We start from the raw sequence: 14,311 nt of genomic DNA, 5'->3' as shown, positions 1-14,311 counted from the left end.
TGATAAGTTCCTTATCGCTGATAAATTGAGATGGCAACAGGGAATTCGAAAACGATGAAAGTGGATCGGGCGCAGATCGTCGACGAAGCGCTGAAGCTCTTGAACGAGGTGGGCATCGATGCCCTTTCCACCCGCATGCTTGCCGAGCGGCTGAATGTGCGCCAGCCTGCCCTCTACTGGCACTTCAAGAGCAAGCGGGCGCTTGTCGAGGCGATGGCTGAGGAGATCATGGCGCGGGGCCACACACACGACTGGCCGGCCTCGGCAGATGACTGGCGGGAATTCATGCTCGACAATGCCCGCAATTTCCGCCGCACGCTCTTGAGCTACCGCGACGGTGGTCGGGTGCATGCCGGTACTGAAGCCGATCCGCAGGATCTTGCCAATATCGAAGCCCATATCGCGATCCTCGTCAAATCAGGCATGGAGGTGGAATTCGCCATGGAATTGCTCGTCGCGGTCGATCGCTACACCGTTGGCTGCGTCATCGAGGAGCAGGCCGACCCGCCGCCGGAGCAGGAAAAGCTCGATGCCGCTGCAATCGCTTTCCCGCTGACGCGCCGGGCGATTACGCATTACCGCAACTACGGGCACGAGGCCTTCTTCGAAGCCGGGTTGCAGATGATGATCGACGGCGCCGCATTTCGGTTGGCGCGACACGCCTGAGCCTCAGTCGCGCATCGCCCAGCGGATGCCGGCGGCGACCGAGAGCCCCAGCAGCGGCCATATTGCCCAGAAAGTTCCTTGCCATGTCAGCATGTTGATGGCGATCAGGCCAACCCCAACGATGGCAAGTGCTGCGATGCGCTGATCGAACCGGTCTTGAATACGCACCCATGTCATGGCCGCCAGAAAGGCGAAGGCAAGTAGCGGCCAGACGGCCCAAAACTCACCTTCCCAGCTGGCAATATTGATGACGACGAGCATGGCGCCGATGACGGCGAGGATGCCGCCGAGCTTGTTCAGCCTGCCGCGCGGGGCTGGCGCTGGTCTGGACCTCGGCCTCTCGACGGGGCGGTCAGGAACGGCTGCCGGCTTCTGCGACTCTGCACTGACATGGCCGATGCGCACGGCATAACTGGGCACGGCATCGGCGACATTCTTCATATCCAGAGGCCCCAGAAAGTCGAAGCCGACGGCCACCTTGTTTCGCACCTGGTCATAGACAGTGTTCGAGATCACGATCCCGCCGGCCGGTGCCGAAGCCTGCAGCCGCGCGGCGATATTGACGCCATCGCCATAGATATCGTCGCCTTCGACGATGACATCGCCAAGATTGATGCCGATGCGGAAGAGCATCCGCCCATCCGTGGGTCGCGCCGCATTCTTGCCGGCAAGCTCATTCTGTACGTCGATTGCTGCCCGAACCGCTTCGACGACGCTTGGGAAGTCTGCAAGCAGCCCGTCTCCCCAGGTATTGACCACCCGTCCGCCATGCGAGGTGATCAGGCGGGACATGGCGTCGCGATAATGCTTCAACATCGCGAGCGTGCCTTCCTCATCCTCGCCCATCAAACGCGTATAGTCCTGCACGTCGGCAGCAAAGATCGTCGTCAGCTTGCGTTGTGTTTCGCTCATGGACTCCCCCATCGCCGCCGGCGGGCCGGCGGCTTCGTCACAAATAGGTGGGGCCGCAACCTCGTATCCGGTAGTCCGCCCAGGCGCAAACTGCCGTCCCACCGTCCTAGAACTGCGTAATCACGCTGATACCGGTACCCTCGGCCTTGTCGAGCGCCATCAGCGCCGGCACTCCCTCCGCAAGGCTGATACGCCTGCCGATCAGTTTCTGCGGCGCAATCCTGCCTGCGGCGAGCATCGCTAGCATGGCGTCATAGCGCCACGCCTGCATGCCATGACTGCCGTAGATTTCCAGTTCGTGGCCGATCACCTGCGCCATCGGGATCTGCGGTGTGGAATGCTCGCCGAGCATCAAGCCCACCTGCACATGGCGGCCGCGCCGGCGCAGGTTCTTGATCGAATTGAAGCAGGTGGCGGGATGACCAAGCGCGTCGATGGACACATGCGCGCCGCCCTTGGTGATCTCGCGCACGGCTTCCGGTACGTCGCCAACTGCGGAGGCATTGATCGTTGCCACCGCCCCGCACTCGCGCGCAAAGGCCAGCTTTTCCACGGAGATATCGATGGCGATCGCATTGGCCCCAAGCGCGCTGGCGATCATGATCGCCGAAAGGCCGACACCGCCGCAGCCATGCACCGCAATCCACTCGCCCGGTCCGGTGCGCGCCTGATCCGCAACGGCGCGGAAGGAGGTCGCAAAGCGGCAGCCGAGGCTTGCCGCCGTCGCATCATCCACGCTCTCGGGCAGATGCACCAGATTGGTGTCGGCATAATCGATGCCGACATATTCGGCGAACGAACCCCAGTGAGTGAAGCCCGGCTGGAACTGGTTGGGGCAGACCTGCTGGTTGCCGGAATGGCATTCGCTGCAGTGGCCGCAGCCGGAAACAAAGGGCACTGTCACCCGGTCGCCGACCTTGAAGCGCACCACGCCCTTGCCCGTCGCCACGATCTTGCCCGCAAGCTCATGCCCCGGCACATGCGGCAGGCGGATATCAGGGTCATGCCCCATCCAGCCGTGCCAGTCACTGCGGCAAAGCCCTGTCGCGCCGACCTTGATGACCACGCCATCTTCCGAAGGTGTCGGATMCGGCACGGTGCGGATCTCCGGCGCCTGTTCGAAGGCTTCGTAATACATGGCTTTCATCGGTTTCTCTCCTGGCCCCGCACACGCTTTTCCTCATCCATGATGACATGCGGCGGGGGGCTCGATCCAGTCGCCTATCCATCATTTTCCTTTATAGACCCATCGCTTTGGGACCAAGACACGCGCATCAATATTTCAATCCTAGCGCACTATCGGGCATTTTCTTGCTTCGATGTTTCAACCGTCAATTTGCGCTTGACCGTCCCCGGCATGGAGGATTTTGCTTTGCCGACTTCAGAAGGAGAGCGCCATGTCCGTCGATACGTCACCCCGCACGACCACCTGGACCTATGTCGAGGGAGAGTGGATTGCCGGCAACCCGCCGCTGATCGGGCCGACTTCGCATGCCATGTGGCTCGGCTCCACCGTCTTCGATGGAGCCCGCTGGTTCGATGGCATCGCACCCGATCTCGACCTGCATTGCCAGCGTATCAACCGCTCTGCCGTTGCCATGGGCCTGAAGCCGGTCAAGACGGCCGAAGAGATCGAGGCGCTTGCCTGGGACGGGTTGAAGAAGTTCGACGGCAAGACGCCGATCTATATCAAACCTATGTACTGGGGTGAGCACGGCTCGCCGGGCAGCGTTGTGACCGTTGATCGCGAATCCACGCGTTTCGCGCTCTGCCTGTTCGAGGCGGCCATGGGCGGCCACGGCGGTTCCTCGCTCACCGTGTCGCCCTACCGTCGCCCGACGCCGGAAACCGCGATGACCGACGCCAAGGCGGGCGCGCTCTACCCGAACAGCGGTCGCGCCATTGCCGAGGCGAGAGGCCGTGGCTTCGACAACGCCCTGATGCGCGACATGAACGGCAATGTGGTCGAAACCGCTTCCTCAAATGTCTTCATGGTCAAGGATAGCGTAGTCTTCACCCCGGTCGCCAACCGTACCTTCCTCGCTGGCATCACGCGCCTGCGCGTCATCGGCCTCTTGCGCAAGGCCGGCTTCGACGTACGCGAGGCGACGCTCTCGGTCGAGGACTTCATGGGCGCCGACGAGATCTTCACAAGCGGCAATTATTCCAAGGTCGTCGGGGTCAACAGGCTCGACGGCCGCAATTTCCAGGAAGGCCCTTTCACCCGCAAGGCGCTCGACCTCTACATGGACTGGGCCTACGGCCGCGGGGGGAACGAGGAGTGAGTGATGTGTCGCGTAGCGGCAGTAATTGATCCAGTGAATCGATCGCAGTCACGAACGCCCTGAGCCATGCGAAGGGCTGGGTCAACGAGCGAGGGCCTCACTTCACGGTATAAAGCTCCACCTCGTCCGGAAAGCCCTTCAGCCGATGGCTTCCCACCGATACTGCGTCCTCCGGCTTTGCCTCTTCAATAAACGCCTCGGACATCAGCAGCGCCTCCCCAAGTTCGCTGCACGCCCCCTGAATACGGCTGACGAGATTGACGTCGCCGCCGATCAGCGTGAAGTCCAGCCGCCGGCCGGAGCCGATATTGCCGTAGCTGACTTCGCCGTGATGCAAGGCGATGCCAGCCTTGGCGCCGATGCCGTCATAATTGAAGCCATCCAGCGCTTCGAGGATCGCTCGCGCCGCCGAGAGTGCTGCATTGCAGGTACGGGTGGCATCGAAGCCGGGAAAGAAGGCAAGCACCGCGTCCCCCATGAATTTCAGCACTTCGCCGCCTTCTCGCGTGATCGCCGGAATGACTCGGTCGAAATAAGCGTTCAGCAAGCCGAGCACCGTGTCTCCCGGCAAGCGGTTGGAAAGTTCGGTAAAGCCACGCAAGTCGCAGAGCAGCAGCGCGGCCTKCATGGTTTCGATCTCGCCCTGGCGGATGCGGCCGGCCAGAATGCGGCTTGCCGTCATCGGCCCGATATAGGTGTCGAGCAGGCTKAGCTCGACCTGACGCAGAATGCGGAGTTCGCTGGTATTGCGTAGCGCCGGCACGATACGTTCGATCACCTGCATTTCATGGGCGGTGAACCCGCCCGGCCGCTTGGTGCCGAAAATGGCGGCGCTGACGGGGCCGTCGGCGTTGCAGAGTGGGGCGATCATCAATTGCACGAGCTCGCGTCCGGTGAAGACGTCGAGATGCTGCCAACGACCATGAGGGCTCTGGCCCGGTCCCACGATCAGCATCTCGCGTGTTTCGAAAACCTTGTGCAGCGGCGTGTTGGCGATGGCGAGGCGCGCGCCATGCTCGCGGTCATGGATCTCCACCGGTTCACCCGGCGCCCAGGCAATGGTGCGGCCGATGAATTCCGGGTGCAGGGTCATGAGATGCAGCGTCAGCCGATCGACGGGAACGCCGAGCGCCCGCAGGCGGCGGCCGAGACCGGAGACGAGGCCTGCCTCGTCGAGGGCATGACATTCGTCGCCAGTCAGCCATTCGATGAGGTCGAGCACGGCAGTCGTGTGGCGGCTGCCGGCGGGTGCCTTGGTTTCAACGGCATAGTCGATGTCGAGGAGGGTGGTCATGGGTGTTCTCCTACACTGGGGCAGGGGCGCTCAGTGAGCGCCTCCACCGGAGATCTGGCTGGATTTCTTCAGAAGCAGGCTGGCAAGCAGGGCGATGACCAGGGCGACGCCGAGCAGGAAGAAGGTGTCGCTGAAGGCCATGATATTGGCCTGCTTGCGCAGCTTCAGCGCAATGGCAACGACCGCCTTGTGGGTGGCAAGCGCCTGATCGCTGACGCCGTGGCTCATGAAATAGGCGGTCATCCTGGCGACGCGATCGCGGGTAGCTTCCTCGAAGACGGAGACCGAGTTGGTCAGGATGTTCGAGTGAAACTGCTCGCGCTTCGACAGGAAGGTCTGCAGCGAGGCGATGCCGACCGCGCCGCCGAGATTGCGCATCATGTTGAAGAGGGCGGAAGCCGAACCGGCATTTCCCGGCTCGATGCCTGCGGTGGCGATCGCAGAGAGCGGCGTGAAGACAAGCGCCTGACCGACGGCACGCACGACATTCGGCCAGAAGAGCTGGTCGCTCGCATAGTCGCCCGTCATGTACACGTTCATGAAGTTCGAAGCGGCGAAGAGGGCAAAGCCGACGACGATCAGCAGGCGAATGTCGAAGCGCTTCATCAGGCGCGGCACCAGCGGAATCAGCAGCAGCTGCGGGATGCCGGTCCAGGCAAGCACCAGGCCGATCTGTTCGGAATTATAGCCCTGGATACGGGTCAGGTAGATTGGCAGCACGAAGACCGAGCCATAGAGCGCGATGCCCAGCAGAAAATTCGCAAGGATGCCGAAGCCGAAATTACGGCGGGCAAACAGGCGCAGGTTCAGCAGCGGATGGGCGGTCTTCAGCTCGATCACCAGAAACAGTGTCAGCGAAACCGCAGCGATAACCGAGAGGCGGACGATGAAATCCGAGCCGAACCAGTCTTCCTTGTTGCCTTCTTCCAGCACGGTCTGAAGTGCTGCAAGCCCTATCGCCATGGTGATGATGCCCGGCCAGTCACCCTTGGCAAGCAGGCCGAGATTCATCGGCGCACGGTCGAGCGAAGCCCAGAGCATACCCACCATCAGCGCGCCGGGCACGAGGTTGATATAGAAGATATATTCCCAGCCCCAGTTTTCGGTGAAGTAGCCGCCGATAGTCGGGCCGATTGCCGGTGCGAACGTTGCCGAAAGGGCAAAGAGCGCCAGGCCGATCGGCTGCTTGGCCTTGGGCAGCAGCGTGATGATGATGGTGAAGGCCATGGGGATCAGCACGCCGCCGGAAAAACCCTGGATGGCGCGCAGGATGATCATCTGCTGCAGATTGACCGCGAAGGCACAGGCAACCGAGAAGATCAGGAAGAGCACCGCATTGACCAACAGATAGTTGCGGACCGAAAAGACCCGGGCGAGCCATGCGCTGAGCGGAATGACAACGATCTCAGCGATGAGATACGAGGTCGAGATCCAGCCGCCATCGTCAGTGCCGGCGCCGATGGCGCCCTGGATGTCGGCAAGCGAGGCATTGACGATCTGAATGTTGAGGATCGCCATGAAGGCGCCGAGCGTGGAGCCGACGACAGCTGTCCACATGCGAAGCGGGCTCATGGCGGGGTCGGCAGCGAGGACGGCCGTAGCGGAAACGATCGCGGCGCCAGGGCGCGCGACCGAGTTGCTGTTTGCGGCGATCTGAAGCGTAGCCATGACTTATCTCCTTCCCGCTCTGCGGAAAACTGTCTCATGACGCTGTTTGGGTGATGTCAGAGGAAGAAATGGAAGGATCATCCAGCAGGAGTGGATAATCCTTCCTCCTCGGCCGCGGAGGTCTGAGCGGCCTTGGTATCGATATCGGGGATGACAGACATGCCCGAGCGCAGCAGGCCGGCAAGGCGTTCGTCATCGATGACGATCTTGACCGGGATGCGCTGCACGATCTTGGTAAAGTTGCCGGTGGCATTGTCGGGCGGCAGCAGCGAGAATTCGAGGCCGCTTGCCGGTGAGACGCTGTCCACGTGGCCCTTGATGGCGACATCCGGGAAGCTATCGACCTTGATCTCCACCGTCTGGCCGGGGCGCACGAAGGTCAGCTGCGTTTCCTTGAAGTTGGCGACGACATAGACGGCATGCAGCGGCACGACTGCCATCAGTTGCGTGCCCGAGCTGACATACTGGCCGACGCGGATGGAGCGGGCGCCGACCGTGCCGTCAACGGCAGCAACGATTTGCGTATAGGAGAGGTTGAGCTCGGCCTGGCTGGCAGCGGCTGCGGCGCGGTCGCGCTGAGCGAGCAGCTGCTCGCGCTGCGTCTGCAGCACCGGTACCTTGTTCTCAGCGGCAACCAATGCAGCCTGATCCCGCTCGACAGCGGCCGCGGCCTGATCTTTCAGCGACTGGCTCTGCTCGGCGCGGGACTGCGTGCCGGCGCCGTTGGTGATCAGTCGGCTTGCGCGGTCGGCATCGGACTGGGCGAAGGTAAGCGAAGCCTGCGATGCGTTAAGCGTGGCGCGCGCCTGTCCGATGATCGACTGTTGCAACGCGACCTGCGCATCGAGATTGGTGACCGCAGCCTCGGCAGCCTTCACATCGGCCTTGGCCTGCGAGAGGGCGGCCTGGAAATCGCGATCGTCGATGCGGGCGAGAACCTGACCGGCCTTGACGGTATCGTTATCGTTGACGAGGACCTGCTTGATATAGCCGGCGACCTTCGGAGCGACGGTCGTGTAGTCGGCCTTCACATAGGCATCGTCGGTGGATTCGACGAAGCGGCCGACCGTCCAGTAGCGATAGCCGAAATCGCCGGCGAAGGCGACGCCGGCAAGCAGGGCCGCGGCGAGGACGGCGCGCTTGATGAGTTTGCGGCCGGTCTTCTTCGGGGTTTCTGAGGTCGCTGCTGCTGCAGCCATTGCTTCCGCGGTCGGTGCCGAAGCTTCCGCGGTGGGGGCGGTTCCGGCCTGCTGGACGTTCTTGAAAACTTCGTTGCGGGGCAGTTCGACCATTGTCCTTCTCCATTCGTCTTGGCCCCGTTCGTGCGAAGCCCTGTTCGATGGGAGGAAGATGGACCCGGACATTGTTTCTGATAATCTGCTGTTTTCGGGAAAGATCATCAACTCTCAGCGGATAATCGAGGAGCGATATGGATCGGCTGACCAGCCTCACAGTCTTCGGTCGGGTGGTGGAATGCGGCGGCTTTTCGGCTGCCGCGCGGCGCCTCAACATGTCCGTGACCATGGTGGGCAACCATGTGCAATCATTGGAAGATCGCCTTGGAGTGCGGCTTCTGAACCGCACCACGCGCAAGGTCAGCCTGACCGAAACCGGCAAATATTACTATGAGCGCTCGTCGCAGATCCTGGCCGATCTGGAAGAGGCGGATCGCGCCGCCGGCGCATTGAGCTCCACGCCGCGTGGCACGCTCAGATTCTATACGAGCAGCGCCATCGTCCGTTTCCTGTTGCCCGTCATCAATGAATTCATGACGCTCTATCCGGCGGTCCAGATCGATTTCAACATCGGCGAGCGGTCAATTGATATGATCGAGGACGGATATGATCTGGTGATCCGCACCACGCCATCTCCGGATTCGAGCCTCGTCGCGCGCAAGCTGACGCCATGGCGGCACTTCCTCGTCTGCTCGCCGGATTATCTCAAGACCCACGCGATGCCGACGACGCCGGCTGAAGTCGCCGAGCACAACTGCCTGCAATATGCCTATTATCCCTTTGGCGAGGAATGGCGCTTCGAGGATGCAGAGGGGCGGCTGGCGAGCGTCAAAGTGGGCGGCAGCATAATTTCCAACAGCGCGGAGACACTGCGCTATCTGGTACTGAATGGGCAGGGCATCTTCCTCGCCCCAAGCTTCGTCGTTTTCGAGGATCTGGAGGCCGGTCGCCTGGTGCGCATGATGCCGGATTATCGCGGCGTTGAGATCCATATCAACGCCGTCTATCCGAACCGCAGCCATCTTCCGACCAAGGTGCGGCTGTTCCTCGATATGCTGGTGGAGCGTTTTGCCGAACACCGCAAATGGATGGCGTGAAAAAACGTCCGCCGGGACTGTTTTCCGCCGGACGCCCGTCCGAGGTCATTCTCACCTGACGTCCAACACGATCTTGCCCTTGGCATGCGCGCGTTTGCCTTCCAGCATTTCATGCGCCGCGATCGCCGCATCGAGTGGCAGCACATCACCGACATTGGTTTCGAGTTCGCCATCATCGACCATCGCAGCGATTTCGCTCAGCTCTTTCGTCGTGACCTTGACGAGGAAGAATAAGGCCTCGACGCCATGCGCTTTGGCGAGATCCTGATCCGGCTGCGAGACGGCGGAAATCAGCTTGCCGCMACGCTTCAGCACCGGGAAGGAGCGTGCCTGGGTCTCCCCACCGACAAGATCGATGACTGCATTTACATCGCGGGCGAAATCCTCGAAGCGCTGGCTGCGGAAATCGACAACCACATCGGCGYCGAGCCGCTTGACGGTCTCGATATCGCCGCCGCTGGCTGTGGCGATCACCTTCAGCCCGGCCTTGCGGGCGAATTGCACGGCATAGGCCCCGACATTGCCTGCCGCACCGTGGATCAGCACCGTCTGCCCGGCGGTGAGCTTCGCGTGATCGAACAGCGCCTGCTTTGCGGTCGCCGCGATGACGGGGATCGAGGCGGCGTCGATATGGCCAATGCTTGCGGGCTTCAGGGCAATCATGCCCGCTGCCGCGATCGCATATTCGGCATAGGCACCGATGAAGCGGGGATTGGTGACGCCATAGACGGCATCGCCGCGGGTCACATGCGTAACACCGTCGCCGACCGCTTCGACCGTGCCCGAGAGATCGGAACCGAGCGTCAACGGCAGCGGCTGGGGCAGGGCACTGTTTCCCGAACGGATCCAGCCATCCCAAGGGCCGACACCGGCCGCGTGTACTTTGATCAGAACCTCGTCCTTGCCGGGCGCGGGGATCTCGACATCCTCGGCGATGATGACTTCCGGCGGTCCGAATGCATGAACCCTGTAGGCTTTCATGGTTCTACCCGTCTGCGCGGCATTCTCCGCTATGGTGCTCATCGTTCGCTCCTTTGTGTGAACCGGGCTTCCGGTTTCGATGGAGTGAAGATGCCGCCATCGAAGGCTTTCGATAATCCATGCTGCTTGGGAAGGATTATCAAGCATCGGAGGATAATCCGGTCCGGCGGTGCTACCCGCGGGACCGGCATCCTATCACGGCCGGACCGGAGAGCCGACATATCCGGCGGATTGGATATAGGCGATCGGCGCAAAGAAGTTGCCGCCGGCATTGAAGGCCATCAGCCCTTCCTCGCTCAACGCCGCCTGCACGGCCGGGCGGGCCGCAACACGCTTCATGAAGGCAGGAAGCGCGGGAAAACGATCGAGATCGATTTCTATCCAGGGCGACCAGTTCAGGCAGACGAAGAGATAGGCATCCGCGACAGTGAAATCCCCGCCGGTGAGATAGGGGCCGGCAAGCCTTGCATTGATCCAGTCGAGGCGCTTGTGAACGACGGCGCGCATTGCCTCATGTGCTGTTGCATAGTCGGCCTTGAAGAGCATGGCCATCGGCTTGTGAAGTTCTGACGTGATGAAGTTCAGTAGGGACTGCACCTGATTGCGGCCAAAGCTGCCGATCTCGGGCAACATCTTTCTCCCGTCAGGAACACTATCGGCAAGAAACTGCACGATCGCCGGTCCCTCCGTCAGCACCTTGCCGTCATCGAGCACCAGCGCCGGTACATAGCCGTTGCCGTTGATACCGAGGTAATCCTCGCCGTTGCCGGTTCGATGCGTCTTTCGATCGACAGTGATGAGCTCGATATCGATATCCAGCTCCCGGCAGACGATATGCGGCGAAAGCGAACAGGCCGCTGCATGCATGTAGAGCCTCATGGGTTCCTCCTCCTGCGCGGTRCAAGACCGGCGCGCATCAATCCGTTGGACATTTGTACTATTTCGCATAAAATTTACTTGGTCAATTATTTTATGCGAAACGGTACAAAATGAGCGAGAAGAAACGTGGCCGCCCAAGGGCCTTCGATGCGAAAGTGACATTGGAAAAGGTGAGGGAGGTGTTCTGGGACCGGGGCTTTGCCGGCACATCGCTGGATACATTGAGTGCCGCCACCCAGCTCAACCGTCCAAGCCTCTACGGCGCTTTCGGTGACAAGGAGAATCTCTACCTTGATGCCCTGGAGGGCTATAGAGCGGAAAGCATGGGCGTGCTGGCAGACGCTCTCGATCCATCGCTGACGCTTCGCGAAAATCTAGCGCGTGTCTACGGTCGCGCCCTCGATATCTATCTTCACGGCGAAACGGCCGCACGCGGCTGCTTCCTCATAGGCACCGCAACGGCCGAAGCAATCCAGCACGAGCGCGTTCGGGATGTGCTGAACCGCAGCCTCAACGATTTTKACGGCGAGATCGAGAAACGCATGACGCTCGCTAGGGAGCGCGGCGAACTACCCGGTGGTGCCGATCCTCACATGTTGGCAAAGCTCGCCTCGGCCATCATGCATTCGCTTGCTGTCCGCGCGCGAGCCGGCGATAGCCGTGAAACGCTGGAGGCTTTGGCGCAATCCGGCGTCGAGATGATCTGCGGAAAAGCCTGACGATCAGGCTTCTTCCTTTGGCCGCACCAACCACGCAAAGCCCGCGCCTGCGAGCAGTAGAACGCAGGTGCCGAGAAACACCGCCGGCATGCCGATATGCCCGCCGACGAAACCGCCGAGAACAGGCCCGACAACCTGACCCACATACTGCGAAGAGATGGAAAGGCCGAGGATGCTGCCGGCCGCGCTATCCGGCACACTATGCCTGATGACGGCGGTGATGCAGGGCAGGAGCCCGCCGAGCGCCACACCCATCAGGAAACGCAGGGCGATGAGCTGCCACGAAGCGGTCACGAAGGCCTGCGGAATGAGCAGCAGGCCTGCTATTGCCAACGCGCCGGCAATGACCGGCCAGTGGCCGATCCGGTCGGCAAGTTTGCCGAKCCGCGAAGCCGAGAGAATGCTGCCGAGCGCCGCTGCCGACATGACGATACCGGCGACCATCGTCACCCGACCCTGATCGGGCACGAGCTGCGCCACATAGACGGTGATGATCGGCTCGATCGACATGTTGGCGAGCATCAGCAGCAGGCCAGTCACCAGCATCGCGACAACAGGCCCCTTGTCGGGAATGGATTTCCAGCCGCCGGACGCCTTGGCCGCCTGTTTGCGGGCCGCCGACTTMTCCTCCTTGATGAGGAAAGTGGTGGCGAGAAAGGCAAGGAAGATCATGCCGCCTGCGGCCAGGAATGTGCCGCGGATGCCAATGATGGGCGGCAGCGCCCCGCCGATCAGCGGGCCGACAAGGTTGCCAGCCATGATTCCGGATGAGAGCACACCGAGCKCCCAGGCGGAGCGGTCCTTCGGCGTCTGTGTCGCCACCAGCACCATCGACCCGGAGGCATAACCGCCGGCGAGGCCGACGAAGAGGCGCAGTGCCACGAGCTGCCAGATATTTCCGGCCATGCCCATCAGCGAGATGGCGATGGTCATGCCGAGGCTGGCGCGCACCAGCATCAGCTTGCGTCCATAGATGTCACCCAGCCGACCCCAGATCGGCGCCACGCAGGCCGCGGCCAAGAAGGTCGCGCCATAAGYGATACCCGACCACTGCACGATCGCCGCATGATCGCTCACGCCAAGCTCCTCCACATAAAGCGGAAGGAAGGGAAGAAGCAGCGTCATCGCCACGATGGTCGTGAACGAGCCCACGAGCGAGATGACGAGATTGCGTTTCCAGTAGGCGGAGCCGGGCGCCGCCTTTGCGGCGTCCCATTGGGTGTCGGTCATTGCGGATCTTCTTCGGTACAGTCTGGCCGCGGCCAAGATGAAGCGATCCTCACTTTACGCATCACCCTGGGGGCTGCCAAGGACGGATTCCGCCCGATCCGACCTGCCGCCAACGGCAAAAGGGATTGAAAGTCATAATTTCGCCCCTAACTGATTGCAATATGCAATCAGAATTCCAAAAGAGTAGCAGTCATGAGCGACAGAGATGAGGACCGCGCGAAAATGCTGCGCAATCTCTATACAGCCTATCTGGATCGTCGGAAGGATATCGTCGGCGCGATGCTGACGGAGGACTTCACCTTCTCCAGCCCGCAGGATGATCATATCGACCGAGCCACCTATTTCGAGCGCTGCTGGCCGAACGAGCCGGAGCTGAATGCCTTCGATATCGAATTCCTGGTGGTCCGTGGCGATGAGGCTGTCGTGCGCTACCGGGCGGAGATGACCGACGGCAAAGCGTTCCGAAACATCGAGAGCTTCCGTTTCGACGGCGACAGGATAGCAGCCGTCGACGTCTATTTCGGCCGCAACACCGCTTAGAAGAACCGGATCGCCGACGTCGCGATGATGATGATCGAAACCGCGATCATCAGCGGTTTCACCGGCAGCCGCTTGACGAGGATCGCGCCGAAGGGGGCAGCGATCACCCCGCCGATGATCAGGCCCACCGCCGAGCCGAGTTCCGACCAGCCGAGCGTCAGGACGAAAGTGATCGAGATGATCAGCGTCACCGCGAATTCGGTGAAGTTGGTCGAGCCGATCACCCGCTTCGGATCGTGACCGCGGCCGACGAGCGAACTGGTGACGATCGGTCCCCATCCGCCGCCGCCGATGGCATCGAGCACGCCGCCGCAGAGCCCGACGGGTGGCACCATCCAATCATGCACGTTACGTTTGGGCGTCGGGTGGAAAGCCTTCCAGAGAATGATAAGTCCGATGGCGATCAGATAGGCCGAGACAAAAGGCTCGATCATCTTGCCTTCGACGTTTGCAAGCAGGAAGGCGCCGACCGCCCCGCCGATCATGCCGGCGGGTGCGAGCCGCGCCACGAGCTTCCAGTCGACATTCCGGTGCCAGGCATGGGAAATGCCCGATGCGGCCGTCGTGAACATCTCCGTCACATGCGTCATCGCGCTGGCATTGGCGACCGGCACGCCAAGCGCCAGCAGGCTGGTCGTGGAGAGCACGCCGAAGGCCATGCCGAGCGCGCCATCGATGATCTGCGCGCAGAAACCTACGACGATGAAGAGGAAGAAATCCGTGGTCATCAAGATCCCCGGCGAGCGAAAGCCCGACTGAAAACACGCTTGAAGCACGTTGCGCAAACTATGCTGCGGTTTTGCGA

At 61.6% G+C, this 14,311-nt stretch carries 14 protein-coding genes; 5 read left to right on the top strand and 9 right to left on the bottom strand.

Translation table 11 applies throughout. The features are described from left to right. The first annotated feature begins 54 nt into the window (after window positions 1-54). The gene (tetR, locus tag AC1DNW_RS24490) at window positions 55-666 is read left to right on the top strand and encodes a tetracycline resistance transcriptional repressor TetR (protein ID WP_113311749.1); all 612 of its coding nucleotides are present in this window, start codon (window positions 55-57) and stop codon (window positions 664-666) included. A gap of 3 nt (window positions 667-669) precedes the next feature. Here the strand turns inward: tetR and AC1DNW_RS24485 are convergent, their stop codons facing one another. Next, window positions 670-1,578, bottom strand: coding sequence for an adenylate/guanylate cyclase domain-containing protein (locus AC1DNW_RS24485; protein ID WP_113311705.1), 909 nt, complete (start codon window positions 1,576-1,578; stop codon window positions 670-672). Window positions 1,579-1,684: 106 nt separating this feature from the next. Then, window positions 1,685-2,725 carry a zinc-dependent alcohol dehydrogenase family protein gene (locus AC1DNW_RS24480; protein ID WP_477854614.1) on the bottom strand — a complete coding sequence of 347 codons (1,041 nt, stop codon included), beginning with the start codon at window positions 2,723-2,725 and terminating at the stop codon, window positions 1,685-1,687. Window positions 2,726-2,975: 250 nt separating this feature from the next. Here AC1DNW_RS24480 and AC1DNW_RS24475 point away from each other — a divergent pair, with 250 nt between their 5' ends. After that, the gene (locus AC1DNW_RS24475; protein WP_113311706.1) at window positions 2,976-3,863 is read left to right on the top strand and encodes a branched-chain amino acid aminotransferase; all 888 of its coding nucleotides are present in this window, start codon (window positions 2,976-2,978) and stop codon (window positions 3,861-3,863) included. Between the two features lie 97 nt (window positions 3,864-3,960). On the opposite strand, the gene AC1DNW_RS24470 is transcribed toward AC1DNW_RS24475, so the two are convergent. From AC1DNW_RS24470 to AC1DNW_RS24460, 3 genes are all read right to left on the bottom strand, one after another. After that, window positions 3,961-5,157: an adenylate/guanylate cyclase domain-containing protein gene (locus AC1DNW_RS24470; protein WP_477854613.1), complete on the bottom strand. Its 1,197-nt coding sequence runs from the start codon at window positions 5,155-5,157 to the stop codon at window positions 3,961-3,963. A 30-nt stretch (window positions 5,158-5,187) separates the two neighbouring features. Further along, window positions 5,188-6,825, bottom strand: a complete 1,638-nt coding sequence (locus AC1DNW_RS24465; RefSeq protein WP_113311707.1) for an MDR family MFS transporter — start codon at window positions 6,823-6,825, stop codon at window positions 5,188-5,190. A gap of 77 nt (window positions 6,826-6,902) precedes the next feature. Continuing rightward, complete coding sequence (locus tag AC1DNW_RS24460; protein WP_113311708.1) at window positions 6,903-8,117, bottom strand: HlyD family secretion protein; 1,215 nt, start codon at window positions 8,115-8,117, stop codon at window positions 6,903-6,905. Between the two features lie 137 nt (window positions 8,118-8,254). Here AC1DNW_RS24460 and AC1DNW_RS24455 point away from each other — a divergent pair, with 137 nt between their 5' ends. Further along, the gene (locus AC1DNW_RS24455) at window positions 8,255-9,157 is read left to right on the top strand and encodes a LysR family transcriptional regulator (RefSeq protein ID WP_113300265.1); all 903 of its coding nucleotides are present in this window, start codon (window positions 8,255-8,257) and stop codon (window positions 9,155-9,157) included. A 51-nt stretch (window positions 9,158-9,208) separates the two neighbouring features. On the opposite strand, the gene AC1DNW_RS24450 is transcribed toward AC1DNW_RS24455, so the two are convergent. Both AC1DNW_RS24450 and gstA read right to left on the bottom strand, forming a co-directional pair. Beyond that, window positions 9,209-10,180 (bottom strand): NADP-dependent oxidoreductase, encoded by a 972-nt coding sequence (locus tag AC1DNW_RS24450; RefSeq protein WP_477854612.1) that lies wholly within the window; start codon window positions 10,178-10,180, stop codon window positions 9,209-9,211. A gap of 153 nt (window positions 10,181-10,333) precedes the next feature. Further along, window positions 10,334-11,017, bottom strand: coding sequence for a glutathione transferase GstA (gene gstA, locus AC1DNW_RS24445; RefSeq protein ID WP_113311710.1), 684 nt, complete (start codon window positions 11,015-11,017; stop codon window positions 10,334-10,336). Window positions 11,018-11,127: 110 nt separating this feature from the next. Here gstA and AC1DNW_RS24440 point away from each other — a divergent pair, with 110 nt between their 5' ends. After that, complete coding sequence (locus tag AC1DNW_RS24440; protein WP_477854611.1) at window positions 11,128-11,736, top strand: TetR/AcrR family transcriptional regulator; 609 nt, start codon at window positions 11,128-11,130, stop codon at window positions 11,734-11,736. A gap of 3 nt (window positions 11,737-11,739) precedes the next feature. Here AC1DNW_RS24440 and AC1DNW_RS24435 read toward each other — a convergent pair whose 3' ends face one another. Next, the gene (locus tag AC1DNW_RS24435) at window positions 11,740-12,966 is read right to left on the bottom strand and encodes an MFS transporter (RefSeq protein WP_477854610.1); all 1,227 of its coding nucleotides are present in this window, start codon (window positions 12,964-12,966) and stop codon (window positions 11,740-11,742) included. 192 nt (window positions 12,967-13,158) lie between these two features. Here AC1DNW_RS24435 and AC1DNW_RS24430 point away from each other — a divergent pair, with 192 nt between their 5' ends. Continuing rightward, window positions 13,159-13,506 carry a nuclear transport factor 2 family protein gene (locus AC1DNW_RS24430; RefSeq protein ID WP_113300270.1) on the top strand — a complete coding sequence of 116 codons (348 nt, stop codon included), beginning with the start codon at window positions 13,159-13,161 and terminating at the stop codon, window positions 13,504-13,506. Here AC1DNW_RS24430 and AC1DNW_RS24425 read toward each other — a convergent pair. Continuing rightward, window positions 13,503-14,234, bottom strand: coding sequence for a sulfite exporter TauE/SafE family protein (locus AC1DNW_RS24425; protein ID WP_113300271.1), 732 nt, complete (start codon window positions 14,232-14,234; stop codon window positions 13,503-13,505). The two genes, AC1DNW_RS24430 and AC1DNW_RS24425, sit on opposite strands and share 4 nt — an antisense overlap. Between the last annotated feature and the right edge of the window lie 77 nt (window positions 14,235-14,311).

This window comes from Rhizobium sp. 05L429 (genome assembly GCF_056397645.1).
Note: the sequence above shows the minus strand (reverse complement) of the source record. Positions and strands in the feature narration are given on the sequence as shown.

Bases quoted from the DNA above. Each gene is read 5' to 3' on its own strand.
- tetR (WP_113311749.1), top strand. From the start codon at position 55: ATGAAAGTGGATCGGGCGCAGATCGTCGACGAAGCGCTGAAGCTCTTG.
- AC1DNW_RS24485 (WP_113311705.1), bottom strand. From the start codon at position 1,578: ATGAGCGAAACACAACGCAAGCTGACGACGATCTTTGCTGCCGACGTG.
- AC1DNW_RS24475 (WP_113311706.1), top strand. From the start codon at position 2,976: ATGTCCGTCGATACGTCACCCCGCACGACCACCTGGACCTATGTCGAG.
- AC1DNW_RS24465 (WP_113311707.1), bottom strand. From the start codon at position 6,825: ATGGCTACGCTTCAGATCGCCGCAAACAGCAACTCGGTCGCGCGCCCT.
- AC1DNW_RS24460 (WP_113311708.1), bottom strand. From the start codon at position 8,117: ATGGTCGAACTGCCCCGCAACGAAGTTTTCAAGAACGTCCAGCAGGCC.
- AC1DNW_RS24455 (WP_113300265.1), top strand. From the start codon at position 8,255: ATGGATCGGCTGACCAGCCTCACAGTCTTCGGTCGGGTGGTGGAATGC.
- gstA (WP_113311710.1), bottom strand. From the start codon at position 11,017: ATGAGGCTCTACATGCATGCAGCGGCCTGTTCGCTTTCGCCGCATATC.
- AC1DNW_RS24430 (WP_113300270.1), top strand. From the start codon at position 13,159: ATGAGCGACAGAGATGAGGACCGCGCGAAAATGCTGCGCAATCTCTAT.
- AC1DNW_RS24425 (WP_113300271.1), bottom strand. From the start codon at position 14,234: ATGACCACGGATTTCTTCCTCTTCATCGTCGTAGGTTTCTGCGCGCAG.